Origin of the sequence: Marixanthomonas spongiae (assembly GCF_003095375.1) — a bacterium.
Lineage (GTDB): Bacteria > Bacteroidota > Bacteroidia > Flavobacteriales > Flavobacteriaceae > Marixanthomonas > Marixanthomonas spongiae.
Genome location: NZ_QEHR01000002.1, coordinates 389,074 through 411,931 on the forward strand (window position 1 = coordinate 389,074; position 22,858 = coordinate 411,931).

Consider the following 22,858-nt stretch of genomic DNA (forward strand, 5'->3'; position numbering starts at 1 on the left):
CGACACAACCAAATAGTAGTCCTGCTGAAATGATTAGAAAGTAAATTGTGTTTGTTATAATTGGTTGATTTTACCACAAAGGCACAGAGACTTCTGTGTAGCGTTTAATTGAAGCGTTGCGAGTAAGCCGATGAATAGTAGCTTGATTTTCACTTTATAATTATTGCTTGTTGGTTTCTTTTAAAATTTCCTCAATCATCACATTCGCATCTTGGAAGTTATGTTCCATAAATTGCGAATACAAAGCTTTTTCATCCAATAAATTTTCAAATATTTTGTCGTTGAACAAAGATATATTGCTGATTTCCAGTTTAGACGTATCGGTACCAATGCGTTTGTGATTGAGATTACGCAGGGAGCCATTGATTTTTAAATAGTCCACAATGTCCTGCGAGCTTTTTTCTACCCTTCGGTTCCATTCTTCTATGATTTCAATCTGGGTTTCCCATTTGAAGAGCAGTTCTTTTAAAGTGTTGTTTTTCAGAAGGGATAATTTTCCGGTGTTTTTTAGTTCGTTTAAGGTAAAATTGCTCGGTTTCCATGTGGGGAAGAACAGCGATTTTTCAATCATTTTATTGAGTTCGGCTTCGGAAGGCATTGGTTCGTTTGAACCGATTAGCGCCAAATTTTCCAAACTCCCGTTTTTGGTATATGCAATGGCTCCCAATACTTCCTGCAGCGCATCGCGGTTGGCCTCAAATTCCTGAATCAGGTTTTGATGGATGAGCTGCAACTCAGCGTTTGATTTTCGGTTTTCGTTCCAGTTGTTGATGCTCAAAGCAATCAAAATACCAATGACCACGAGGATTATTTCGCCAATGGCGTAGAGTAGGTACTTACCAAAACGGCTATCGGCTAGCTGTTTTTTACGAATATTTCGGAAAAGTTTTAGCATTTAATCCTTTTTTAATTCAGCATCAATTAACCGAATAAGTTTGTTGGATTTTTCTTTCATCCCTTCCAACTGCCCGTTCATAACCGTAAATTCATACACGGCCATTACAAACCCGTTTTTGTGCTTGATGTCCTTTAGCAAGGTTTCAAAATCTTTTCGGGGCAGTTCCAGATCTTCCCCAGCTTGGCCGTTGCTGCTATCATACAGGTATTTTTTGGTAACGGGGTTGATGTCCAAAATCCGGAAACTGGGTTCATAGAGCAGCAATTCGGTATCAAACCGGTAATGTTCTTCTTCGCCCTTTAATTCCTTATACATTGCATCTAGGTTTAATAAGCCGTTTTTGATGGAATCGTTGGAAAGCAATGCCAGATTGCCCGAATTGGTAAGCTCCAAGAAGGTGTTGTTGTTTTGATAGAATTTATGCCAGATATATACATTTAGGCAGTTCCGGCTAAAATCTGCCAGATCGGTCAAGGGCTTTCCTTCATAATATTCCAAAACCGTATTGGCCGATTGAATCTGGGTTTTTCTTTTTTCGATGAAATTGTCTATCGTTTCATTGTTCAGCATCAAATCGGTTTTAATGTTTTCGAGATAATGCAGTTCCTTTGCCCTTGTTTTGTTGGCTTCATTGGTATTGTTAATGCTTAACGCAATCAAAATACCAATAACCACGAGGATGATTTCGCCGATGGCATATAGGAGGTATTTGCCAAAACGGCTATTGGAAAGGTGCTTTCTGCGAATATTTCTAAAAATTTTAATCATAAATCGAAATCTTTTCCCCTCCTCGGATGGGCAATCTGTGTTCCCCTCTTAGGAGGGGAACAGTATGTGATGGTTTTTAAATTTAGGTAATATTTTTGAATGATAATCAAAATGATTTCGCCGATGGCGTATTTTAGATAGTTGTCGGTTTTGCCTTCTTTCAACATATTTTTCCTAATATTTCTAAAGAACTTTTTCATTTGATTGGCAATTAACTTAACTTCAGCTCATTGCACACTGGTTTTATGGTTTCCGTTCAATTATGTGAATATTATTCCCGTCAATATCTGTAATATGAATGGTCTTTTCTCCATTTGGCATATTTTCCATTTCGGGCAGCTTGTAGTTTAACCTTTTTAGCCTTGATAAAACTGTATCCATAGATGATACCGTAAATCCAATGTGTGCGGGATAGGAATATGTAGTGGTATCCCCTATGAAATGACCCAGATGCAATTCTCCTCCATTTCCGGTTGACATCCATTTTGCTCTAATGTTTTCTCTGTAAGGAAATGGAAAATGAATGGTGTCAAATTCAAAAACGTAATGATAAAATGCGACACTTGAATCTACATTTTTGACCACAAATGTCGAATGATTATACAAGGCGAACGGTTTATTAGTTGAGGTGGATTCTAAATTTTCATCCTTTGGGGTTTGCTTGCAGGAAACAAATCCAATACTTATTACAATTAGTAAAAAACAAAATGGATTTCGAGTTGATTTTGAGTTTTTCATTTTGGTTGAGTGTTTTTAATCAGTCTTTAATTACAGCGGGTGCCACTAAGGTTTGTTTTAAGACAACGAAGCTTTCTACCGTTTTTCGGTGTTTCTTAAAATTTATAAGTTGGATAAGAACCACCATGATGGCCGGGGTGATGGCAATAATAAGGAAGACGGTTTCCCAGGTAAAATTGGTTTTTAATACTCCCAACATAGCAGCGCCGGCGGAACGGCCCATATTTGAAAGTGCCATATAAAGGGTAAATTGTGTGGCGGCAACGGTTTTCCAGCACAATTGCATGGCCGATGCGAAAACCGCAATACATAAAAAAGTGTACAGCGTGTAATAGGAGAGGAAAGGCATAAACAACAATATTCTGGCTCCATAAATTGGTAAGGAAGGCAAATATGGCTATAAGAATTATTATGAAAATTAAATAGATCGATAGCATCTTGATTTTTCCGAAGTAATCCACCAAATAGCCGCCAATAAACATCCCCAGAAAACCACCGACCACCGTGGTAATTGAAAAAACATTGGAAAAATAAGAGTTTGTCCATCCCAATTCCTGGATACTGAAAATGGGCAAAAGTGTATCTATAAGCCCGAACATTAACCCTACGGTAAAAACCCCAATGGCAAACACCCAGCTCGATTTTAAGCGTAAAACCCTGTAGAGGCATTTAAAAATATGTTTCCAACTTTTCAATTGTGTTTGTTTGGAATCTGGTGATGCGGCGCCCGGTGTCCACGGCATTAATTTTTCGCCAGATCGTTCTCTAAAATAAATAGGAAAAAACATGATGGTTGCCACTGCAATGGAAAGGGAGGAAATAGCCGTTGAAAAACCCACGGTATTTATAAGCCAAGTGCCAATAACCAAAGACGCTGAAATACCAATTGTTTTGGTGCCCCACATTAGGCCATTGGCCCGGGCCTGTTCGTTTTCGGGGATTACATCTACCGCCATTCCGTCGGTTGCCACATCTTGAAATGCGCCAAAAAAACTGATGAAAAAACCCGCAACCATCAAAGCGGAAAGGTTGTTTAGTGGATCGGGAACCAACCCGATACATAGAAAACTAATTATCAAACCCAACTGCCCGAAGATGACCCAGGGTCTTTTTCGGCCCATGGCCAAGAAAGTGAAACGGTCCATCAAAGGAGCAATCAAGATTTTGAAACTCCAAGGAATACCGATAACACCAACAAATGCGGCTATTTCCAAAGGCGATTTCCCATTCATCGCCAACCAAGCGGGGATTGCAAAAAAGGTAATGCCTTCCGGGATACCCTGAGCGGTGTAGAGTGCCGAAAAGGTAATGTATCGCGTTAAGGCGTTATCAGTTAAATTGCGGCCTAATCTGATTTTTGTTTTTTGTGATCCCATATTATTTTTCTATTTATTCTATAAACTTGGTGGCGAATGTATTTTGCAAGGTTTTGTCATTTTGCTTAGTTATAATTATTAAAAATCTTCGACTTTCTTTCTAAATCCAATTCTTAATGAAAGGAAAAGAGCAAGGCTTTACTGCTATTTTTGAATTCCGTTTAATTGCCAAGGACACCTTTTAAAATAGCATTGAAAAAAGAAGTCCTGACAATAAAAATCCATTGCTATACATCTACTTGTGCCGACACGGTGATCGGCCTGATTACGGTATGTTTTTTCTGTAATTCAAGACTGCTGTTGTCTTCTAAAATGTGCTTGAATTTTTCCATGTCAGTAACTTCAAGTACCAATACTATGGAATTGGGATCGTCCGTGTCCTGAAATGTCTTAAAACTGGAAACAGCGGGTGCAAATGCATCTACCCTGTCTTGATGGCCTTTGAGCCAAGTGCTAAAATCGCCTACTTTGTGGCGTCCTACTACTGTTGTCATTGTATTGTGATTTAAATTGTTAGTGCCTACTCTATATGGTTTTTGGCTCCTCCATTATTTTTTAAAACCTGAATCCTCGTTGCTTAAACGCAAGGTGTTTCAAGACACTCATTCCTCCACAGTCCCCACCAAGAGCGTTGCGCCACCGGTTGCAAAATTGCTTAGGTCTGCCGCTGTGGCCTGTCTCTCTGGCGAACCCATGGTCTGTTGCATGGCCTCCGGACTGGAAAACCAAAATTCCGCCATGCGATAATACGCAGGTTTTAAACCGTCCGGTGCGCTCGTGAACTTGGTGAGTTCGAGCTTTGTATGCCCTTTCATCTTTCCCGCTTTGGGCAAGTGGGTATTGGTGTAGTGATCTTCGAATGCGGCAATGTCTGTTGGATGTCCATAGAGGACTGTTAGTTTAATCATGGTTTTTGTTTTACTGTTATTTTATTTTCCCTACTTGTCCTGAGCGGAGTCGGAGGGTTAACTGCTACCTACTCTTTCTTATGTACTTCCATTTCAATTTCAATCATAAATTCGGGCAATGCCAATTCCTTTACCCCAAGCCACGACCCGGTAGGGAAGTGGTTTTTATAGATTTCTGATCGGTAAGCTGCTACTTCCAGAAACTTGGGCATATTGGTGGTAAAAACATTTTCCACCACCACATCGTCAAAAGTGCAGCCGTAGTGTTTTAGGATTTTTTCCAAATCTGCATAGCAGTTTTTCATTTGTTGTTCAATATCTCCCACGGCAGTAGGATTGCCTTCATCGTCCATACTTACGGCACCAGAGATTTTTATATCGTTACCAATTTTTACGGCGTGGGTATAACCGTAGGCTTTCTCTACTTCGGGGCGTAATAGAAAATAGTCTGGAGTTTCATCTACAACCGCAGTTTCAATAGGTTCAGGTTTTATAACACTTGTTTCTGCTTTGGTTTTTTCGTTGCAGCTCGAAAATGAAAATATTGCCATTAAAGCAAGCGCGGATATTGTGAATTTTGTTGTTGTTTTCATTTTGAATTGTTTTTGATTTTATGTTTTAAAAGCTGTTGGTCATTTTCAAAAAGATGGACTATTTCAGAGGGTATTTTCTTTTCCGTTTCGGTCATACCACAGTTTTTGAATATGGGTGCCAAATCTTGTAATTTATGGTTTTTCCAAAATGCTGCTTTGGTATATCCAATAGCACATATTCCATTTTTATTACTGAAAATATGCTTATGGTAGTACCATTTTTCGTCCCAGCCTTCGAGCATTAATGTTACGGTAAATGCTGTCCATCTCTTTAACGGTTTTTTATAAATAATTTTTTGAGCCCCAAAAACAGGGTACATCCCTTTTTTAAATGAATTTTCATAGAGTTTTGAGCGGAACAATTTTTCGAAACGGATAAAATCCATATAGTAGAAATATCTTGAATTGGCCATATATTTTAAGGCATCACAGTCAAATAGACTTACCCGCCGGTGATTAACTTGATTGGATGTTATGTCTACTTTGCTCCAAAAAAATCGGGCGCCAATGTACAGGTATATAAGATGTAGCCAGTAATAGATCATTTTTATGGTATGTAATATTTTTATTGTTTCATCTCAACCCGAATAAGCCTTATAGTTTTGGTGTTGCTTAGATTTACAACCGAATGTGGTGCTTCAGGCTCTTTAAACATAGTTAAGGGAAAGATTAAAGGTTCCGGCAGTTTTCGCGAATCAAAAATGATGTTTCCTTCCTCATCAGAATCCGTAAAATTACCAGCTTCTTGAATATAGAGAACACTTGGCCAACGATGGTGGTGTAAGGGCTCAATTTCATTAGGCTGCAGTATTACCTCCATGACCCGCACTTTATCGTTTTCCAATAAAATTTTGTGGTTGTTGGGTGCGGCGATCGTGGCATCCAGATTGTCAGGCCAATCGGCTGGATTTCCTGTTTTATAAATTATTTTACTGGGATCTGATTTTTCTTGAATAAATTCCGAAGGTAGCATCCCGGTAATTGCAGACTCCTCCGTTCCGTGAGGATCCGGGTTCTGGGCTAATATCGAAACGGTTGCCAACAACAGAAGAAAAATCAGGATATGTATTTTTGGTTTCATAATTTTATATGTTTTATTGAGCTATGAGTTATGAGCGTGATGTTTAATTTGTTTCAATTTCAGTTTCGATTTCAACTTCAATTTCAGTTTCAATAGAGAATATTATCCAAAATCCATCCCATGTTACGTTCTTTCATTACTATAGTGTTATCTGTTGAAAACACTTGTTGTATGTCCATTTTAAGTTTTGCCAGTTCTTGGTTTGAGTAATCAAGGTATGCAATGGCATCTTGTATTTTTTCAAGGCTTTTATCTTCATCATCTTTGCAAAACTCTTGGTACATTTTATCGAATGTTTCAGCGGAAGTTTTGGATTTTATTAAATTAAGTTCTTCTTCGGCTTCCACATGGTCTGCTTTGGCACAGAGTAGGAGAATGTACGTTTTAAGTTCTTCTTTGGTCCAGTGGTTTTGTTCGGGTTTCATGATTTTTTCACTTTACGATGATAGCTATTGAATTCATGTCTGGTTGAGCGTAGTCGAAATCTTATAGGTTATCGATTTTGTATTGGAGTTCTCGACTGCGCTCGAACTGACATTTAAAGACTATTAATTACTGTCTTTCAGAAACTTTTACATCGCCACTGATGCCACTAAGGTCTGGGCGGTACATCCAAATTTCTGTTTCGCCACCATTGGTCACGTTCATCCAATTTTTTAAAAATTGATCCCAGCTGCCCGCACCGTTCATTTCGTCATATTTTTTGGCGATGCTATGGTCTTCGCCCAACCAGGCCGATTTGTCGAAAAACGAAATAACGGCCAAATCCCTTCCTTCCTTGGTGCTGGGAAATTCGTTGGTATAAATTCCGAAGGTGTCGTCCGGCGATTTTGCCGTGTACACATCGTGGACTTTTTTTACCAGGGCCATGGCTTCTTTGTATTTGCCTCGTTTAATGTCCCAAGTGTCCACAGCCATGTTTTTTATGGTAAAGTCTCTCGGAAAACGCGAGAGGTCTGCATTGAATTTCCAATATGAACTCTCGAATCCGCTACCTGGCATAAGGTATGGGGATACGTTGTTACGCCAATCGGCATCATGCCCTTCTTTTTGTGCGGGACCATTGTCCATGGAGCTCCATGGAAATGGGCCCATAACCCAAACGTAGCTTCCGGTACGGGGTCCGTTGGTTATCCAGTACACGCGAACGCCATGAGGCGCTTCGCTGTGGTATTTTTTATTGTGAGCTGTGATTCCCTTTTCAAATTGGCTTATTTGTGTGGGATTGGGTATTAAGAGGTCATTTTCAAATACACCGTACTCGGTACTGTTTTGCCCTATTGTCAAGAGCGGTAATAAAAGCAAGGAAAAGATTAACTTTTTCATAATGTTTGATTTTGTGTTTTCGCCACGGGCGGAAACGGATTAGTATTAATTTAGTATAGTTTAAAAACTGGGGAGCTTTTTTTTTTTGATTTAAGGCTATAGGGTGTAGGACGTAAGACCTAATTGTTAACCTGTCAATTGTACATGGTTTTCAACTTCAACTTCAACTTCAACTTCGTCTTTATCTCCCCTTTAAGAGCCTTGAGTCATTTTTCAATCCAACAATTTTGGGTTGTAATAAGCGGTTTCCGAAGTTATTTTTCCGTCTTCGTCAAAGTACATCTGGTAGTGTATGGGGACGGTAATCGCTTTTTTATCCGATTTACGCACAAAGTTGATGTTCCACCACGACTGCACCACCCGGGCATCGCCCATTTCGTAATGTAAATAGTCTGGATAGCCCACTATATCAATGCTGGCAACCTCAAACTTGTCCAATATTTGTTTGTCGAGGATTTTTTGTTCCTCTAAGGAAATACTCTTAAACTCGGGAGAGCTGGAATCTATGAACCGTGCGTCTCCTGCATAAAAACCGTATGCTTTGTCCCAGTCATCGTTCTCGATGGCGTACATTAGTTTTCGTACCGTATTGATGTTTTCGTGATGGTTGTAGAGTTTTCCGTTGGTCCTATCGGCAAAACTGGATCGGATTTCGTCAATGACGCTTCCGTTGTTGTAAAAAATGAGCCTTTTTATTTTTTGGTCTTTGGTGAGGGTATAAAGCCTGTGCGAAGCGGCATCTATCTTTACGCCCGTTTCTTTATCTACGCCTTTCAGCATATCCCACCTCTGTACCCAGACTTCGTCATTTGGGTTGTCTTTTTTATATTCAATGGCGTCTGGATAAGAGCCTGGAAAGGGCTCTATGGCATAATAATCCAAGCGGTCGTGATAGATCATTTGGTTGTCCAAAAAAGCTTCTTTGTCCCTTCCCTTGTCGCTCAGTCTGTCCGTAGTGCCGTTATAGGCTTTAAAGTCGTTGGTTAGATAGCTTGCCATTTTTGAACGATCGCCGGCTACCGAAGCTGCTACAAATTGGTTTACCGCATCTATGGCAGGATGTTCAATATAAACGGTTCCATTCTTTTTCTGTGCTGTGCAAATGAAGGCTATAAGCATCATTGCCGAGATTATTGTTGTTTTCATTGTATTGAATTTATTTGGTTACTATTATAATTTGTGAGCTGTGAGTTTAGTTTTAATAACTGTTTAAGGTTTCTTGAACGGGTTTGAATTTCATCCCCAAGTCTTTTTGCGCCATCCTATTTCCGTAGATTATAGTGGCTTTGTTTTTTGGGGCTTGATGGTTTAGCATTAAGCTCACATCTGAAACCGGATAGGTTTCGCTGCTCAACAGGTAGTTTTTTCCGTGTAGGCCAGAAGTTGTCGCGGCTTTATAAATTGAGTTGGCAACATCGTCCACATCCACAATAGCCATGGGTACATCTTCATCATAGAACATCTGGATGAATGGATTGGGGGCTATTTTGTTTTTGAACAAAAACTGAATTCCCGTAGATGTAGAATCCTCCCGATTGCTCAACGATTTGCCCATGACCATGACGGGCGATACGGAACAGATTTCAAAATTGAGGTCTGAATGTTTTGCTATAAAATCATCAACGGTTTGGTTGGCGATAAACTTGGCCTGTGCGTATGGATGGCTTTCTTGGCTGATGAATTTTTTGTCGGTTTCATCAAAAGTATCGGTGACGGTCTTGCCATACGAGGGCAATGGGAAATTGGTGTTCCAGGCCGCAACCGAAGCAATAAAGACCACTTTTTCGATCAAGGGTGCATCCACAATGGCTTTCAGGAAATTTTCCGTGCCTTTTATGGTGGGGTCAAAAAGCTCTTTTTGCGGATCGTCTACATCCAGTTGAAAAGGAGTACCTCCATGGATCACAATTTCACAATCGCTAATAAAATCGTTCAATGCCTCCAAGTTTTCTACCTGTAACGGATTAATGTTCAGGTTGTCCGAGTTGGTAAGGTTGAAAAGATGTTGGTATTTTTCACTCTTTTTTATATCGGTTACCGAGACTTTTACGTTAAAGCCTTCTTCCAAAAATTTTTTGGTAACGTAGCTTCCTATAAAGCCCGCACCGCCTATTATTCCTATTGTTTTCATATCCTTCGCCCGCAAATGCAGGTATCTTTAATTAATATTCTATCGTCGTTTTTCAAAGCCCTTAAAGATTTCTGGAAACCTTGAGGTCTGGCTTTGCTATTGAGCTTCAAGATCTGACTCTTTATTCTTTGCTAGTTCTTTCTGCTGTTCTATCTGCTGTAAGTCCATCAAGAGTGCTGAAAGGTCCCAATAGCCAAATTCCTTTACAATCTTGCCATCTACAAATCGGGCTGTATAATGTGCCGGAATGGTATAGGTCTTTTGAGTGGGCTTAAAGTCGCCCTTCCAGATGCCCCAAAAGTTTACCCAAGTTTCCCCTCGGTCGGTCACGACCATTTCGTACTCCGATTCGCCATTTAAGAACTCCCAACTATTGAAGGCTTCTGCATCTTCTTTGTGCATTTTCAACAGTTGTTTTTTGGTCATGCCATCTTTTTCCTGCTTGTTGTACATAATCTTGGCCGTATCGGCATAATGGCTCGTCAAGGCGTCCCAATCTTGGTTTTCATAAGCATCGATTACTTGTTTATACGTTTCAATTTCGGGTGATTGCTGCGTATAACGTTGTTTCATATTGCTTTCGCAGCTTGTGATAAAGACTATTGCAAGCCCCAGTAGAAGTATCTTTCTCATAATTCAGTTGTTTAAATTAGAAACCCACAAGGTTTTAATACCCTTTTTCATCCGGTAGCTTGCAGGTTGGTTGATTACCTAATTGCAATTATTGTCGAAATTTCTATTCAGCGTAGTCCCGACCACTTTATAACATTTATTTACATCGTTTCCGTTAAGGGTCTTTTTTATGATCTCGCCCCAAGGATCCCAGACCAACCCAGTTGCAGCTACCGCATTAAGCCGAATATTCTTTGCATTGTAGGGAAGGTTTACAGTTTGGGTCCATCCAGCGGTTTTTTCGCCAGATTCCCATTTCTTGGGTTGCCCTTCTACGGTATAGTCTAAGAAAAACTTGGCTACATAAGCTCCCGCATGGTTCAGTTTTACGTACAGGTTGGGGAACTCTTCGCATTCTTCTTTTGAATAATCGGTGGTAAGGCCCATTTTTGCCACGGTATGGTCTTTTAAAAAACGAACCGTATACGAAATGGGAACCCCGGGATTATTGCGGGAATACACCGCATTGTCGCCTTGAATGTACTTTGCAAGGTCACCAGCATTTTTCGCACTTACCGGCTCAGAGGCTGCTCGCGCGTCACCCCCAAGGGTAATGACACTTATATTTGAGTTTTCGAGAATTTGTTTATACTGTGTTTCTGCTTCTACGCCTACGCTTTGAGCTCCTGTGGTATATTCAAATGCGCCTTTTACGTCAATGTCTTTGGTGCTGGCACTGGTTTCCATACGGAACATCAATATCCTGCCATAGCTTACACTTTGCACATAGCCCGGAGGCGCGGTCTCATTCATGGCGCTTTGTATATCGCCAATACCCACAGTGGGTGCAAAGTAATCGGCCGGGTTGGGAGGGAGGTCTAAGTTAACGGTATAAAAAACCTGTTTGTACATCACGATAAACACTTTTCGTGAGTTGCTGGTGCTCACGCCCAGTTCAGTAGATACGCTCAGGCCCATTTGCGAATAATTTACACCAAGTTTCACGGCAACTTGCTCATTGGAATATGCCATGGTCTCTTTATAAGTGGAAACGGCTGGCTGCGTTTTGTAATCGGGGCTGTTGTTCCAAGTTTCCAATATATTGTCAATGGCCGCTTGAATAGTGGAGTTTGATGGATTTTGAACCAACACACTGCCCCTATCGCCCAAACCGGGCAGATCTACCGTAATACGGGTGGGGGCTTTGGTTACCGAAGTTATGGGCGTGGGTAATCCTTCGGCCAAAGAACGATTGGCCACTACAAGGGCACCGGGCCAAATAATACCATTGGTGGGCCGCATGATGGCTACATCCTCTACATTGGTAGTGAGGTTGTAACTTGTTTTTCGGCAAACGATCACGCTGTTGTTGCCTTCTTTTTTGGTTTCGCCGCCTTCCGAAGTTTTCTTTTGCACCGGCACAATGGAGCCTTGGTTGTTTACACTCAACAGCACCCGTGGGTCGTAACTGAGCCACCTAATATAGTCATTGATGGCTTGAGCGTCACTATTTCCAACGGGAACCGTAGTACGGCCGCCACTGTTGTTTGAGCCTTGGTTGTTGCTGTTGGGGCTGTTTTCGCTTGCATTTGTGTCAAGAGCACCGGTTTCGTTTTCAAGACCACTATCGAAGTCTTCGGAATTGACTTCGTTATCCCAATTACCTTGGGTGCCGTTTGTTGTGGCAACCGTACCTTGGTCAAAAGCAGGCTCGCAAATCCAAACTGTTTCTGGGGCTTCATCTTCTAAATAAGCTGTGGCCACAGCACCGTTTTCGGAATACAGATAGCCTTGGGAAATAGCGTTCCAAAGGGTGATATAGGTGTATCCATCGGTATCTTCCAAAAGGGTTTTATACCAATTGGAACCTTCTTGATTTTTAGCACCAACCCTAAGGGTGCCATCATCCATGGCCTGAAGGTATTGGCTGGTACCTACATTTTTTAAAACGGTTTCGCCATCGTTTCCAGTTTGGACAAGTTCCCAAGTGGCATTGGCCCAATTTGACGGTTCTTGTGTTTCGGTCACCGTTCCGTTGGCATTGGCAATCAAATAATTTTCGGAATACTCGCTTACCAGATATTGAAGGTTTTGTGAAATACCTTGAAAGGCCAAGAGACCCGTGAAAAAAACGGTAAGGAGTAAGGTTTTGGGCCAGGTAGTGTTACTTGTTTTCATATTGCTGTTGATTTATAAGGTTTGTATTGAATCGTTTTCCGAAATAACGATACAAATAGCTTGAAAACAAATGAGTTAGGACGAACGGCGTGTATTTCTGTCCGAAAGGATGTTTTTAATTGCCGAAGCTATTTTTAAAAAAGCAGTAAGATTTGAAATTTGTGAAGTCTGGTTTTTGAAATACGAACAGAGGAATTATATAGTCTGTAAACGCTTAAGAAGTTCCATGCGCATGGCTTTGCTCATAGGAATGGCTTTTTTTGAAATGACCACGTGTGTACCGGCAATTTCATCGACACAGGTAAGGTTGATGATGTACGACCGATGGATGCGCAAAAAGTGCTTTGCAGGTAGTTTTTCATCGACATCCTTTAAGGGCATAACCAAGAGGTATTCGCGGTCTTTGGAAAAAATACGGCAGTAATTTCGGTCTGCTTCTATGTAATAAATGTTCTTGATGTCTATTTTTACCATCCGCTCTTGGTGCCGGACAAAAATACGGTCGCTTAAAATAAACGGATCGTGTTGTTTTTTTTCGAAATTTCCACCTTCTTCTGAATTGTTTCTGTAGTTTACCCGTTCCATAGTGAGCTCGATGGCCCGTTGCAGGTCGAGTTTTTTAAACGGCTTGGAGATAAATGCATAAGGATGGGTTTCCTTGGCGCGGTTAAAGTTGGCATCGTCGGCATTTGCAGTAAGGTAAATAATGGGGATGTTGTTTTCTACCTGCATTAAATGGGCCGTTTCAACACCGTCCAGTTCGCCCCTTAGCTGTATGTCCATCAAAACAATGTCTGGCGTGTGTTCCTTGATTTGCACCAACGCTTCCTCGCCCCGGGGCAAAATGCCCGTTACCTCGTAACCCATTTCGCTCAATTGCAAGGAAATGTTAGCGGCGATGACCATTTCATCTTCAACGATCAATATTTTTACTGGTTGCGGCATTAGGCTGTTTTATAGTTTTTAAAAATGAAAAAGACACTGGTCCCTTTTGTGTCTTCCTCTATAAAAGTCCCATTGAGCTGTTGGGTGAGCAATTGTATCAACTGGGAGCCAAAGCCGGTTCCCTTGGGGGCGGTGCCTTCAGCTTTGCCCACGCCGTTATCTGTTACTTTCAGTTTTAAATCGTTGTCCTCCTTTTTTAAAGTGATGTTTATTTTTCCTTCGGTGCCGCCGGGGAAGGCGTATTTTAAAGCATTGGTGAGCAATTCGTTAACGATCAAGCCAATGGGTACGGCGGTATCGATATCTAAATTCAATTTTTCCATGGCACATTCTATCTTTACTTTGTCTTCGGCATTGAACGTATCCAAGACCCCTTCACCCAAGTTGATGAAATAGTCTTTCATTTCAATAGAGCCGAGATCGGTGCCTTGATATAGTTTTTGATGAATGATCCCCATACTTTGCACCCGGTTTTGGCTGGCGAGCATGGCTTCTTTGCTGGCTTTATCGGTAAGTTGGGCCGATTGTAAGGAAATTAGGCTCTTTACCATTTCCAGATTATTTTTTACCCGGTGGTGTATTTCTTTCAAAAGCAGTTCGTTTTGCTTGTTCTTGGCGTCGAGTTCGGTGTTTAAACGGGCGAGAGCTTTCCGTTTTTTTCGTATGTTCCTAATGGTAAAATACATTCCGAAGAGCATAATGGCAAGCAATGCCGCAAGGCCAATATAGAGCAGTTGTATTCTTTTTTGATGGGCAATTTTTGCTTTTTGGGCTTCCAATTCAATCGTTTTTTTTGCTGTCTCATATTTTACGTGAGCTTCACTCTCCATCCTGGAAGTAATCGTGGTCAGGTAATCGGAATGGCCTTGTTCGTAAAGTTCATGATAATCCAAGGCATTTTTATAATCGCCCAATTCCCGGTATATGTTGGAAACGTGCATGTAATTCTCCCAAAGGTTTTTGGTGTTTCCCGTACGTTTCATAATTTCTATGGCCTTTAAGTTGTAGGGCAGGGCTTTGGCATAGTTTCCTTGCAGTAAATACACGTGGCCTATATTTGCCGTTGGGGGCACGGTGTATTGCTCCAAGCCAATTTTTTTTGCGCCTTCGTAGCAACGGTTGTAATCTGCTATGGCCTTGTCGTACTCTTCAAGGTACTTATAGATGTTGCCACGGCCATTATAGCAGGCCAATAAAGGAGCGTCGGTAATTCCCAGTTTTTTGTACTGTGCTATGGCGTGGTTCATGTTTTTCAGGCTTCGCTGTAAATTGCCCAAAAAGAGTTGATTTTCAGCCAGCCTGCGGTAGGAAAGGGCCAAATCTTCTTCATATCCGTTTTTTTCTTGTATGGCGATGGCTTTTTCGCAATATTTTGCTCCTTCGGCATACCGGTTTGAATAATAAAAAAGGTCGCCAATGGAGGTGTAGCATTTTGCTATCCCTTTTTCATCCTTCATCTTTTCGTAAAGGTCCAAAGCAGCGTACACAGCTTCAGAAGCCTTATCGTAAGCCGCTTTACTGCCGTAATTGGTTTTTAATATAAGGTAGGTCTCGGCCAGCTCTTTAGTTAAACCTTGTTTTTTATAAATGGCAATGGCTTTTTTAAGATAGGTTATGGAAGAATCCAGTACCGTGTGGTTTTCGTGCCATGCCGCCAGACCGATATACGCCGCTGCCAGTTTTTGGGGATTATTGGCTTTTTTTGAAGCGGTTATTGTTTTTTTGAAACGATCATATTCTAAAATAGAATCGCTTATTTTGGGAACTTGTACTGTTGTATTGGCGACATACAACTCGATGGTGTCGCCTTGAGTTTGGGAAGAAGATAGAGGAATACCACTCCACGAAACGCTTACTATTACTATGAAAAGTAACAGGAGTTTCATACAATTGGGTTATGGTTGTTTATAAAGATAGTTTTTTTTAAAAAAACTATCGAAACTATAACCTATTAAATTTCAGAAAACTATAAAAAAACAGTCGTATACGACTAAGATACAAGACCTAAGACTTAAGATACTTCGACGCACGCGGTCCATGGTTAACACCAAATCTATAACACATTGAAAGTTAATCGATTGCTTGTGTTACAGAACATTACAAGTTGATTTTGTAATAAACACTATCCTTAAAATGTACTTAAATTATTCATCCAAAAGGTCAGGACGCAGATTTTGGGTACGTTTTAGTGCTTGGTCTTCGCGCCATTGCTCAATTTTTGGGGTGTTTCCGCTAGTTAGAATACCAGGAACTTTCCAGCCTTTGTATTCTGCAGGACGGGTGTAAACAGGAGGTGCGAGAAGGTTATCTTGAAACGAATCGGTCAAGGCAGAGGTTTCGTTGCCCAACACCCCAGGAATAAGCCTAATTACAGCATCGGCAACTAAAGCCGCGCCCAGTTCGCCACCGCTCAACACAAAATCACCTACTGAAATTTCGCGTGTAATAAAATGGTCGCGCACCCGTTGGTCCACCCCTTTGTAATGCCCGCAGAGGATGATGATGTTCTTTTTTAACGACAGTTCGTTGGCAATGCCTTGGGTAAAGGTAGTGCCATCGGGGGTCATATAGATCACTTCGTCGTAATCGCGTTCAGACTTCAGTTGGGTGATGCATTTGTCTATGGGCTCGATCATCATCACCATGCCGGCGCCGCCACCGTATTGATAGTCGTCAATTTGCTTGTAGTTGTTGCTGGAATAGTCCCGCAGGTTGTGCAAATGCACGGAAACGAGATTTTTGTCAATGGCGCGTTGCAATATGGAAGCTTCAAATGGGCTTCGTAACAGTTCGGGGACCACGGTGATGATATCTATGCGCATGATAATCGTTCTTTTTTGGGCTTGTAGCTTGGTATGAAACCACTTGTAGGGGCCAACACTTCTTCTTTGTGTTACGACGGCCTATTTTATTTGTAAAAATAGGTAAAATATGAAAAGTTATACCTCCCAAGAATAATGAAATAGGTGTTCATCCTTCTTCCAGCCCAAACGTTCGTACAAATACTGGGCAGGGTTGTTGGTTTCGGTTTCCAAGGTTAGCCCCTTGCTATTTTCATCTCTCACAAACTGTTTGGCACGGGTTAGCAAGGCTTCGCCAAAGCCGTTACCTCTGTGTTCCTTTAAAATAAATAAATCATTTAAAATATGCCTTTTCTGGGCTGATACCGATGAAAAAGTAGGGTATAACTGCGTAAAACCAACGGCTTTTCCTGTTGAAGTGAACGCCATAAAAATAACCGAATCGTTTTGCTCAAAACGATCTTTTAAAAATACTTTGGCTTTTTCGGGATCATCGGGTTGTTTGTAGAACATCCGGTAGCCGTTAAAAAGCGGTATTAACTGGTCTAAGTGTTTCACGTTGGCTTGCAGTATTTTCATTTTTCTTTTTTCTGAAAATTTAATCAAATTTCACGAAATAAATGGTTTTTGGGTTTATGAAGGCAAAAAAATGCCTGATCAACCGATCAGGCATTTTCAAATTCTGTTTTTTCAAAGGTTACATTTCCGAAGAAAATAAACCACTAATAATACGTATAACGTCTCACTTCAGCAATATATTTTGCTAACCGGATTACTTGATGGCTGTATCCATACTCATTATCATACCAAACGTACAATACGGCGTTTTTACCGTCTTCAGTTACGATGGTTGCATTGCTATCGTAGATAGAAGGAGCAGAAGAGCCAACAATATCGCTGGATACCAATTCATTGCTCAAGGAATACTTGATTTGTTCGACTAAATTGCCTTCTAAGGCATATTTTTTCATGATGGAATTGATGCCGTCTTTTGAGGTTTTCGCTTCCAGTTCTAAATTCAAGATGGCTAACGATCCATTGGGAACCGGAACCCGGATAGCGTTTGAGGTTAATTTCCCTTCAAACGAGGGTAATGCTTTTGAAACGGCTTTTCCGGCACCGGTTTCGGTAATTACCATATTCAAGGCAGCGGCGCGGCCCCTGCGGTATTTTTTGTGCATATTGTCCACCAAGTTCTGGTCGTTGGTGTAGGCGTGGATGGTTTCCAAGTGGCCATGCACCACGCCCAAAGAGTCCTCAACGGCTTTTAATACTGGCGTGATGGCATTTGTGGTACACGAAGCCGCCGAAAAAATATCCACTTTTTCAGGGTCGTATTCCTTGTGGTTTACGCCGTGCACGATGTTAGGTACGCCTTTGCCCGGAGCGGTCAACAACACTTTTGCGGCTCCTTTTGCTTTTAAGTGCCTCCCTAAGGCTTCTTCGTCCCTAAAAGCTCCCGTGTTGTCGATGATCAATGCGTTTTCAATACCATATTCGGTATAATCAATAGCTTCGGGCGCGTTTGCCGAAATAATATGCACGGTAGTCCCGTTAATTACCAAAGCTTTGTTTTCTAAATCTACCCGAACGGTTCCTGGAAAATCGCCGTGTACCGAATCGTTTTGCAGCAATGAGGCGCGTTTTTCGAGGATGGTCTGGTCCACATTGCCACGAATTACAATGGCGCGCAGACGTAACTGGCTGCCTTGGCCGGTGCGGGTCATCAACTCACGGGCCAACAAACGGCCAATACGCCCAAAACCGTACAACACCACGTCTTTGGGTGAAATATCTTCCTTTTCCTTGGCGTTTTTAAGTTTATCGCTCACAAAAGCGATGGCATTTTCATGCTGGTTTTCCTCAAGGTGGTACTCGTAGGTGAGTTTCCCAATATCCAGCTTTGCGGGTGGGATGTCGAGGGTTTTAATGGCCTGGGCTATTTCAACCGAATCGAAAATCGAGATGGGTTTTTGCACAAACTCGCCGGCATATTCGTGAAGGTTCAATATTTCACTTACGTTGCGGTCTATCAATTGGTTGCGGAACAGCACCAACTCGATGGATTTATCGTACCAAAGGTCGCTGATTATCTTAATGAATTCTACGGAAGCCTTTCGGCGGTCGGTTTGAAAAGAGAGTTCTTTTTCATAAACTTCATCAAAGCTCATGGTTGTGTTGTTTAAGGGTTTAAAAATCGGTACAAAAATAGGTATTTTCTTCGGTTCGTGGTAGTTAATTTAAAATAGTCGTATCCAACTAAGACTTAAGGCCCGCCCGTACCGAAATGATACGTTTGGGCCGGCCGCTTCGCTTTTAGGCATAAGACGTAATGCTTGGTCGTTAATAAATTGATATACAGGTATTTATATTTAAAAATCTAAAAAATCTTAAACTAAAAAAACCTCTCAATAAAAGTAAATTTATAAGAGGTTTTTTAACTTTTCCGCAAAAATACCTAATTGTCAAAATACAACAGCGATTAAGGTCGCTTAGTGCAAAACCGTTGCTGTTATTTTCAAAGACATTTCGTCCTATGTCATACGCCAAGCAGTTTTAAGTCAAGCTTTACGTTTATTAAAGGCTGCGCATTTTTAGGATTTTTAAAAAACACTATCTAAATATAAAGGAGTTCAACTCGCCGCGCTGGTTTATAAAGGTCATTTTAATGGGGGCGTTGTAATCCCGCTTGTTCATAATGCGCTTGGCATCGTCTATGTCCTCAATTTTTTCATCATTTATTTTGGTAATGATAATGCCCTCAAGGTTGTAGCGGGCCATGTCTTTGCTCAATGCTTTCGAAACAATCACACCGTGCTCAACGCCGCGTTGTTTTAAAAGTGCGGCATTGGCGTTTCTCACTTCCAGGCCGAGGTCTTGGATTTCATAGGTTTCCAATTTAACCAAGGTAACGGGAATGTGTTTTTCTCTTCCGTTTCGCATAACGGTTACATCAACCACATCGTTGGGCCGTTTTGAATTTAAATAACCGGATAGGTCTGCGAATTTCCGTACCACGATTCCGTCCATTTTTTTAATGACATCGCCTTTTTTCAAACCGCTTTTATCGGCGCCACTGCCTTTTTCCACACTGGCCACGTAAACTCCTTGGGTTTCCTCAATGCCAAGTTCATCGGCGACATTGGTATTCAGGGTTCCGCCGCTAATGCCCAAAATGGCTCGTTGCACATCGCCATATTCCATAATATCTTCAATTACTTTCCGGGCCACGTTAGAAGGCACTGCAAACGAGTACCCCACATACGATCCGGTCTCGGAGGTAATGGCAGTGTTAATTCCAATCAATTCGCCACGTACATTTACCAAGGCGCCGCCACTGTTACCACGGTTAACGGCTGCATCGGTTTGGATAAAAGATTGTGGGTTCCGGTCAAACCGGTTTAAATCGCGCGCTTTGGCGCTAATAATTCCTGCCGTAACCGTAGAGTTGAGGTTAAAGGGATTGCCCACGGCCAGCACCCATTCGCCCAGCTGTACATTGTTGGAGTCGCCAAAAGGGATAAACGGAAGGTCTTCTTCGGCATCTACTTTAATTAGGGCAATATCGGTATTGGGATCGGTGCCTATCAACTCGGCCTTGTATATTTTGTTGTTGTTAAGGGTTACTTCCAGTTGCGAAGCATTGGCAATCACGTGGTTGTTGGTGATAATGTAGCCATCGGGCGAAATAATCACCCCGCTTCCGGCACCTACGATGGCACGGGGCTTGCCACCGCCGCTAAAATATTCCATGATATTGGTAGGTTGCCTGCTAATGGTGGTGTTTTTAACGTGTACCACGGCGTGCACTGTTTTTTCGGCCGCTTCGGTAAAATCTGCGTTGGTACTGCTTACCGGAGAGGTGGTAAAATTGGTAGGAATGAAATTTGGTCTTTCTTCTTGGGTTATTGTGGCCACTGCCTGGTCGGGTTCAATAAAATATTTGTAACCGCCCAAAGTAACGGCGCCTGCAAACAGCGCAACTGCCATCATTTTAATTGTCTGTTTCATGTTATGCTATATTTGAGGTTATTGTATATTAACATTTTATAAGACGATTATATTTTTCTGAAATTTCAGTTTTAACGGCTATTTAACAAAGTTTAACTGTTCCATAGCGGTCATGCTTTTAGTATATTTGCCGCCATGAAGTTTCAGTTTTACAAATATCAAGGAACCGGAAACGATTTTGTTTTGATCGATAATCGTCACGATACATTTTGCAAAAACGATACCAAACTGATTGCCCAGCTCTGCAGCCGAAAATTCGGCATAGGCGCCGATGGATTGATTTTATTGGAAAACCATCCAGAAGCCGATTTTAAAATGGTGTATTACAATGCCGATGGAAACGAAAGTTCTATGTGTGGCAATGGCGGCCGTTGTATCGCCCATTTTGCCAACCATCTTGGGATTGTTGAAAAAACCGCTGAATTTGAAGCCATAGACGGTAGGCACACGGCAGAAATTGAAGCAGGTATGGTTTCCTTGAAAATGAGCGATGTTTCAGAAATTGAAATGAATAGAAACCATCTTTTCCTGAATACGGGATCGCCCCACCACGTTCAACTGGTTGAAACGGTTTCGGCTTTTGATGTGTTTTCAGAAGGGAGAAAACTTCGGAATGAACTGTACGGAAAAGAAGGCGCAAACATCAATTTTGTGCAGCAAATTTCAGAAAATACTTTTTCGGTAAGAACCTACGAACGAGGCGTAGAAGACGAAACCCTGTCCTGTGGTACGGGCGTAACGGCCGTGGCCATTGCGATGCACAAAAAAGGATTGACCAAGCACAGTACCGTACATCTAAATACCCCCGGCGGAACACTCACCGTTACTTTTGAAAAGATTGAAAACAGATACACCAACGTCCAGCTGCAGGGCCCGGCAACCTTGGTTTTTAAAGGCGAATGGCTATGACGACATTAAAGGGCGAAAACATATATTTGCGGGCACTGGAACAAGCCGATTTAGACTTTTTGTATTTGTTGGAAAACGATGAGAAAGGCTGGGAAGTCAGCAATACCACCACACCGTATTCCAAGCATTTGTTACAGCAATACTTAGATCAAGCCCATCGGGATATTTACGATGTAAAGCAACTGCGTTTGGTAATCTGTACCAATAATAATGAAACGGCCATCGGTTTTATCGATTTGTATGATTTTGACCCCAAGCACAGCAGGGCAGGGGTTGGGATCGTTATTTTTTCTGAAGCAAACAAAGGCAAAGGATATGCTTCTGAAGCCTTACGGTTGGTAATTCGTTATGCAGTACAGCATTTGAACATTCACCAGCTTTACGCCAACATCACCGAAGACAACCAACAAAGCATACGCCTTTTTGAAAAAGCCGGCTTTGTGAAAAACGGTATAAAAAAAGACTGGATCAAGGTTGGGAACACCTATAAAAACGAACTTTTTTATCAATTGATACCTCATGTACATTAAAAAAATACTATGGGCCGTCGCTCTTTTGGGTTTAGTGGCCATGGGCGGCTTTGCCTGGTATGTTTACAGTACCATCTTTGCGCCCAACACAGCTTTTAACAATAACCAAGCGCACATTTACATTCCTACAGACGCTACCTATCAAGACGTTGTTATGGAACTGGAACCGTTGCTCAAAGACATGGAGGCGTTTACCACTGTTGCCCAAAAAAAAGGATATCCCAGCAACATAAAAGCTGGACACTTTGTCATTAAAAAAGGGATGAACAACAATGATATTATCAATACCATTCGCAGTAAAAATATCCCTATAGAAGTAAAATTCAATAACCAAGAGCGTTTGGAAGATTTGGCGGGGGCCGTAGCCAGGCAAATTGAGGCTGACAGTCTGTCGTTGTTGAAAGCCATGAAAGATTCTGTTTTTCTAAAAGAAACAGGACAAACCCAAGAAACCGCATTAAACCTATACGTTCCCAATACCTACGAATTTTACTGGAACAGCAGTGCCAAAACCTTCCGCGACCGTATGAAAACCGAATACAACCGTTTTTGGAACGAGACCCGTACTCAAAAAGCCAACAAATTGAATATGACTCCCGCTGAGGTGATGTCGCTGGCGGCCATTGTACAAAAAGAAACGGCAAAAGTAGAAGAACGTCCACGTGTCGCGGGGGTCTACGTTAATAGGTTAAAACGTGGTATGCCGCTACAAGCAGACCCAACTGTAATCTATGCAAAAAAACGGGCAGAAAACGATTTCAATCAAATTATTAAGCGGGTTTTGTATAAAGATTTAGAGCTGGATTCTCCTTATAATACCTATAAATACGCCGGTGTGCCGCCCGGACCCATTACCATGCCCGATATTTCATCCATCGATGCGGTGTTGAATTATGAAAAGCACGACTATTATTATTTTGTAGCCGACACCAAGCGTTTTGGGTACCATAAATTTGCAAAAACATTGGCACAACATAACCGAAATAAGGCTGAATATGTTCGTTGGATTTCCAAACAAGGCGTGAACAGGTAATGGCCCCCCTCACAAACAGA

At 41.6% G+C, this 22,858-nt stretch carries 25 protein-coding genes; 3 read left to right on the forward strand and 22 right to left on the reverse strand.

The annotated features are described in order from the left end of the window. Nucleotides 1–160: 160 nt before the first annotated feature. From DDV96_RS04330 to DDV96_RS04435, 22 genes are all read right to left on the reverse strand, one after another. On the reverse strand, nt 161–895 hold the full coding sequence (locus DDV96_RS04330; RefSeq protein WP_116693503.1) for a DUF6090 family protein: 735 nt from the start codon (nt 893–895) through the stop codon (nt 161–163). After that, nucleotides 896–1,666 carry a DUF6090 family protein gene (locus tag DDV96_RS04335; RefSeq protein ID WP_116693504.1) on the reverse strand — a complete coding sequence of 257 codons (771 nt, stop codon included), beginning with the start codon at nt 1,664–1,666 and terminating at the stop codon, nt 896–898. Further along, complete coding sequence (locus tag DDV96_RS04340; RefSeq protein WP_165805946.1) at nt 1,663–1,833, reverse strand: hypothetical protein; 171 nt, start codon at nt 1,831–1,833, stop codon at nt 1,663–1,665. Before DDV96_RS04340 ends, DDV96_RS04335 begins: the two co-directional genes overlap by 4 nt. Before the next feature lie 76 nt (nt 1,834–1,909). Then, nucleotides 1,910–2,404, reverse strand: coding sequence for a VOC family protein (locus DDV96_RS04345; protein ID WP_116693506.1), 495 nt, complete (start codon nt 2,402–2,404; stop codon nt 1,910–1,912). Between the two features lie 95 nt (nt 2,405–2,499). Beyond that, nucleotides 2,500–3,780, reverse strand: a complete 1,281-nt coding sequence (locus DDV96_RS04350; protein ID WP_116693507.1) for an MFS transporter — start codon at nt 3,778–3,780, stop codon at nt 2,500–2,502. Between the two features lie 227 nt (nt 3,781–4,007). Next, complete coding sequence (locus DDV96_RS04355) at nt 4,008–4,274, reverse strand: hypothetical protein (protein ID WP_116693508.1); 267 nt, start codon at nt 4,272–4,274, stop codon at nt 4,008–4,010. Nucleotides 4,275–4,382: 108 nt separating this feature from the next. Next, nucleotides 4,383–4,688 carry an EthD family reductase gene (locus tag DDV96_RS04360; protein WP_116693509.1) on the reverse strand — a complete coding sequence of 102 codons (306 nt, stop codon included), beginning with the start codon at nt 4,686–4,688 and terminating at the stop codon, nt 4,383–4,385. Between the two features lie 68 nt (nt 4,689–4,756). Beyond that, nucleotides 4,757–5,281, reverse strand: coding sequence for a RidA family protein (locus DDV96_RS04365; protein ID WP_116693510.1), 525 nt, complete (start codon nt 5,279–5,281; stop codon nt 4,757–4,759). Continuing rightward, complete coding sequence (locus tag DDV96_RS04370) at nt 5,278–5,826, reverse strand: acyl-CoA thioesterase (RefSeq protein ID WP_116693511.1); 549 nt, start codon at nt 5,824–5,826, stop codon at nt 5,278–5,280. Before DDV96_RS04370 ends, DDV96_RS04365 begins: the two co-directional genes overlap by 4 nt. Nucleotides 5,827–5,846: 20 nt before the next feature. Further along, nucleotides 5,847–6,362: a hypothetical protein gene (locus DDV96_RS04375; RefSeq protein ID WP_116693512.1), complete on the reverse strand. Its 516-nt coding sequence runs from the start codon at nt 6,360–6,362 to the stop codon at nt 5,847–5,849. A gap of 89 nt (nt 6,363–6,451) precedes the next feature. After that, nucleotides 6,452–6,787: a hypothetical protein gene (locus DDV96_RS04380; protein WP_116693513.1), complete on the reverse strand. Its 336-nt coding sequence runs from the start codon at nt 6,785–6,787 to the stop codon at nt 6,452–6,454. A 127-nt stretch (nt 6,788–6,914) separates the two neighbouring features. After that, a complete protein-coding gene (locus DDV96_RS04385; RefSeq protein ID WP_240607675.1) occupies nt 6,915–7,688 on the reverse strand; it encodes a hypothetical protein in 774 nt (257 codons plus the stop codon). A gap of 213 nt (nt 7,689–7,901) precedes the next feature. Continuing rightward, the gene (locus tag DDV96_RS04390; RefSeq protein WP_116693514.1) at nt 7,902–8,834 is read right to left on the reverse strand and encodes a nuclear transport factor 2-like protein; all 933 of its coding nucleotides are present in this window, start codon (nt 8,832–8,834) and stop codon (nt 7,902–7,904) included. A 52-nt stretch (nt 8,835–8,886) separates the two neighbouring features. Then, nucleotides 8,887–9,819 carry an NAD-dependent epimerase/dehydratase family protein gene (locus tag DDV96_RS04395; protein WP_116693515.1) on the reverse strand — a complete coding sequence of 311 codons (933 nt, stop codon included), beginning with the start codon at nt 9,817–9,819 and terminating at the stop codon, nt 8,887–8,889. Nucleotides 9,820–9,915: 96 nt separating this feature from the next. Beyond that, the gene (locus DDV96_RS04400; protein WP_116693516.1) at nt 9,916–10,452 is read right to left on the reverse strand and encodes an ester cyclase; all 537 of its coding nucleotides are present in this window, start codon (nt 10,450–10,452) and stop codon (nt 9,916–9,918) included. Between the two features lie 78 nt (nt 10,453–10,530). Next, on the reverse strand, nt 10,531–12,609 hold the full coding sequence (locus tag DDV96_RS04405; RefSeq protein ID WP_116693517.1) for a thiol-activated cytolysin family protein: 2,079 nt from the start codon (nt 12,607–12,609) through the stop codon (nt 10,531–10,533). Between the two features lie 195 nt (nt 12,610–12,804). After that, the gene (locus tag DDV96_RS04410) at nt 12,805–13,554 is read right to left on the reverse strand and encodes a LytR/AlgR family response regulator transcription factor (protein ID WP_116693518.1); all 750 of its coding nucleotides are present in this window, start codon (nt 13,552–13,554) and stop codon (nt 12,805–12,807) included. Further along, nucleotides 13,554–15,440, reverse strand: coding sequence for a tetratricopeptide repeat-containing sensor histidine kinase (locus DDV96_RS04415; protein WP_116693519.1), 1,887 nt, complete (start codon nt 15,438–15,440; stop codon nt 13,554–13,556). Before DDV96_RS04415 ends, DDV96_RS04410 begins: the two co-directional genes overlap by 1 nt. 258 nt (nt 15,441–15,698) lie before the next feature. Further along, nucleotides 15,699–16,376 carry a tRNA (guanosine(37)-N1)-methyltransferase TrmD gene (trmD, locus tag DDV96_RS04420; protein ID WP_116693520.1) on the reverse strand — a complete coding sequence of 226 codons (678 nt, stop codon included), beginning with the start codon at nt 16,374–16,376 and terminating at the stop codon, nt 15,699–15,701. A gap of 117 nt (nt 16,377–16,493) precedes the next feature. After that, the gene (locus DDV96_RS04425) at nt 16,494–16,934 is read right to left on the reverse strand and encodes a GNAT family N-acetyltransferase (protein ID WP_116693521.1); all 441 of its coding nucleotides are present in this window, start codon (nt 16,932–16,934) and stop codon (nt 16,494–16,496) included. A gap of 143 nt (nt 16,935–17,077) precedes the next feature. Then, on the reverse strand, nt 17,078–18,526 hold the full coding sequence (locus DDV96_RS04430; protein WP_116693522.1) for a glyceraldehyde-3-phosphate dehydrogenase: 1,449 nt from the start codon (nt 18,524–18,526) through the stop codon (nt 17,078–17,080). Between the two features lie 442 nt (nt 18,527–18,968). Next, entirely contained in the window at nt 18,969–20,366 is a 1,398-nt protein-coding gene (locus tag DDV96_RS04435; protein ID WP_116693523.1) for a trypsin-like peptidase domain-containing protein, read from the reverse strand. Between the two features lie 135 nt (nt 20,367–20,501). Here DDV96_RS04435 and dapF point away from each other — a divergent pair, with 135 nt between their 5' ends. The 3 genes from dapF to mltG are packed head-to-tail and all read left to right on the forward strand — an operon-like array spanning nt 20,502 to nt 22,838. After that, nucleotides 20,502–21,275: a diaminopimelate epimerase gene (dapF, locus tag DDV96_RS04440; RefSeq protein ID WP_116693524.1), complete on the forward strand. Its 774-nt coding sequence runs from the start codon at nt 20,502–20,504 to the stop codon at nt 21,273–21,275. Continuing rightward, entirely contained in the window at nt 21,272–21,805 is a 534-nt protein-coding gene (locus DDV96_RS04445) for a GNAT family N-acetyltransferase (protein WP_116693525.1), read from the forward strand. The genes dapF and DDV96_RS04445 overlap by 4 nt, the downstream gene beginning before the upstream one ends. After that, nucleotides 21,795–22,838 carry an endolytic transglycosylase MltG gene (gene mltG, locus DDV96_RS04450; protein WP_116693526.1) on the forward strand — a complete coding sequence of 348 codons (1,044 nt, stop codon included), beginning with the start codon at nt 21,795–21,797 and terminating at the stop codon, nt 22,836–22,838. Before DDV96_RS04445 ends, mltG begins: the two co-directional genes overlap by 11 nt. Nucleotides 22,839–22,858 lie beyond the last annotated feature (20 nt).

Bases quoted from the DNA above. Each gene is read 5' to 3' on its own strand.
- DDV96_RS04345 (WP_116693506.1), bottom strand. From the start codon at position 2,404: ATGAAAAACTCAAAATCAACTCGAAATCCATTTTGTTTTTTACTAATT.
- DDV96_RS04370 (WP_116693511.1), bottom strand. From the start codon at position 5,826: ATGATCTATTACTGGCTACATCTTATATACCTGTACATTGGCGCCCGA.
- DDV96_RS04355 (WP_116693508.1), bottom strand. From the start codon at position 4,274: ATGACAACAGTAGTAGGACGCCACAAAGTAGGCGATTTTAGCACTTGG.
- DDV96_RS04330 (WP_116693503.1), bottom strand. From the start codon at position 895: ATGCTAAAACTTTTCCGAAATATTCGTAAAAAACAGCTAGCCGATAGC.
- DDV96_RS04395 (WP_116693515.1), bottom strand. From the start codon at position 9,819: ATGAAAACAATAGGAATAATAGGCGGTGCGGGCTTTATAGGAAGCTAC.
- DDV96_RS04375 (WP_116693512.1), bottom strand. From the start codon at position 6,362: ATGAAACCAAAAATACATATCCTGATTTTTCTTCTGTTGTTGGCAACC.
- DDV96_RS04430 (WP_116693522.1), bottom strand. From the start codon at position 18,526: ATGAGCTTTGATGAAGTTTATGAAAAAGAACTCTCTTTTCAAACCGAC.
- dapF (WP_116693524.1), top strand. From the start codon at position 20,502: ATGAAGTTTCAGTTTTACAAATATCAAGGAACCGGAAACGATTTTGTT.
- DDV96_RS04410 (WP_116693518.1), bottom strand. From the start codon at position 13,554: ATGCCGCAACCAGTAAAAATATTGATCGTTGAAGATGAAATGGTCATC.
- mltG (WP_116693526.1), top strand. From the start codon at position 21,795: ATGTACATTAAAAAAATACTATGGGCCGTCGCTCTTTTGGGTTTAGTG.
- DDV96_RS04340 (WP_165805946.1), bottom strand. From the start codon at position 1,833: ATGTTGAAAGAAGGCAAAACCGACAACTATCTAAAATACGCCATCGGC.
- DDV96_RS04415 (WP_116693519.1), bottom strand. From the start codon at position 15,440: ATGAAACTCCTGTTACTTTTCATAGTAATAGTAAGCGTTTCGTGGAGT.
- DDV96_RS04350 (WP_116693507.1), bottom strand. From the start codon at position 3,780: ATGGGATCACAAAAAACAAAAATCAGATTAGGCCGCAATTTAACTGAT.
- DDV96_RS04425 (WP_116693521.1), bottom strand. From the start codon at position 16,934: ATGAAAATACTGCAAGCCAACGTGAAACACTTAGACCAGTTAATACCG.
- DDV96_RS04365 (WP_116693510.1), bottom strand. From the start codon at position 5,281: ATGAAAACAACAACAAAATTCACAATATCCGCGCTTGCTTTAATGGCA.
- DDV96_RS04360 (WP_116693509.1), bottom strand. From the start codon at position 4,688: ATGATTAAACTAACAGTCCTCTATGGACATCCAACAGACATTGCCGCA.
- DDV96_RS04445 (WP_116693525.1), top strand. From the start codon at position 21,272: ATGACGACATTAAAGGGCGAAAACATATATTTGCGGGCACTGGAACAA.
- DDV96_RS04380 (WP_116693513.1), bottom strand. From the start codon at position 6,787: ATGAAACCCGAACAAAACCACTGGACCAAAGAAGAACTTAAAACGTAC.
- DDV96_RS04400 (WP_116693516.1), bottom strand. From the start codon at position 10,452: ATGAGAAAGATACTTCTACTGGGGCTTGCAATAGTCTTTATCACAAGC.
- DDV96_RS04385 (WP_240607675.1), bottom strand. From the start codon at position 7,688: ATGAAAAAGTTAATCTTTTCCTTGCTTTTATTACCGCTCTTGACAATA.
- DDV96_RS04435 (WP_116693523.1), bottom strand. From the start codon at position 20,366: ATGAAACAGACAATTAAAATGATGGCAGTTGCGCTGTTTGCAGGCGCC.
- DDV96_RS04390 (WP_116693514.1), bottom strand. From the start codon at position 8,834: ATGAAAACAACAATAATCTCGGCAATGATGCTTATAGCCTTCATTTGC.
- DDV96_RS04335 (WP_116693504.1), bottom strand. From the start codon at position 1,666: ATGATTAAAATTTTTAGAAATATTCGCAGAAAGCACCTTTCCAATAGC.
- DDV96_RS04405 (WP_116693517.1), bottom strand. From the start codon at position 12,609: ATGAAAACAAGTAACACTACCTGGCCCAAAACCTTACTCCTTACCGTT.
- trmD (WP_116693520.1), bottom strand. From the start codon at position 16,376: ATGCGCATAGATATCATCACCGTGGTCCCCGAACTGTTACGAAGCCCA.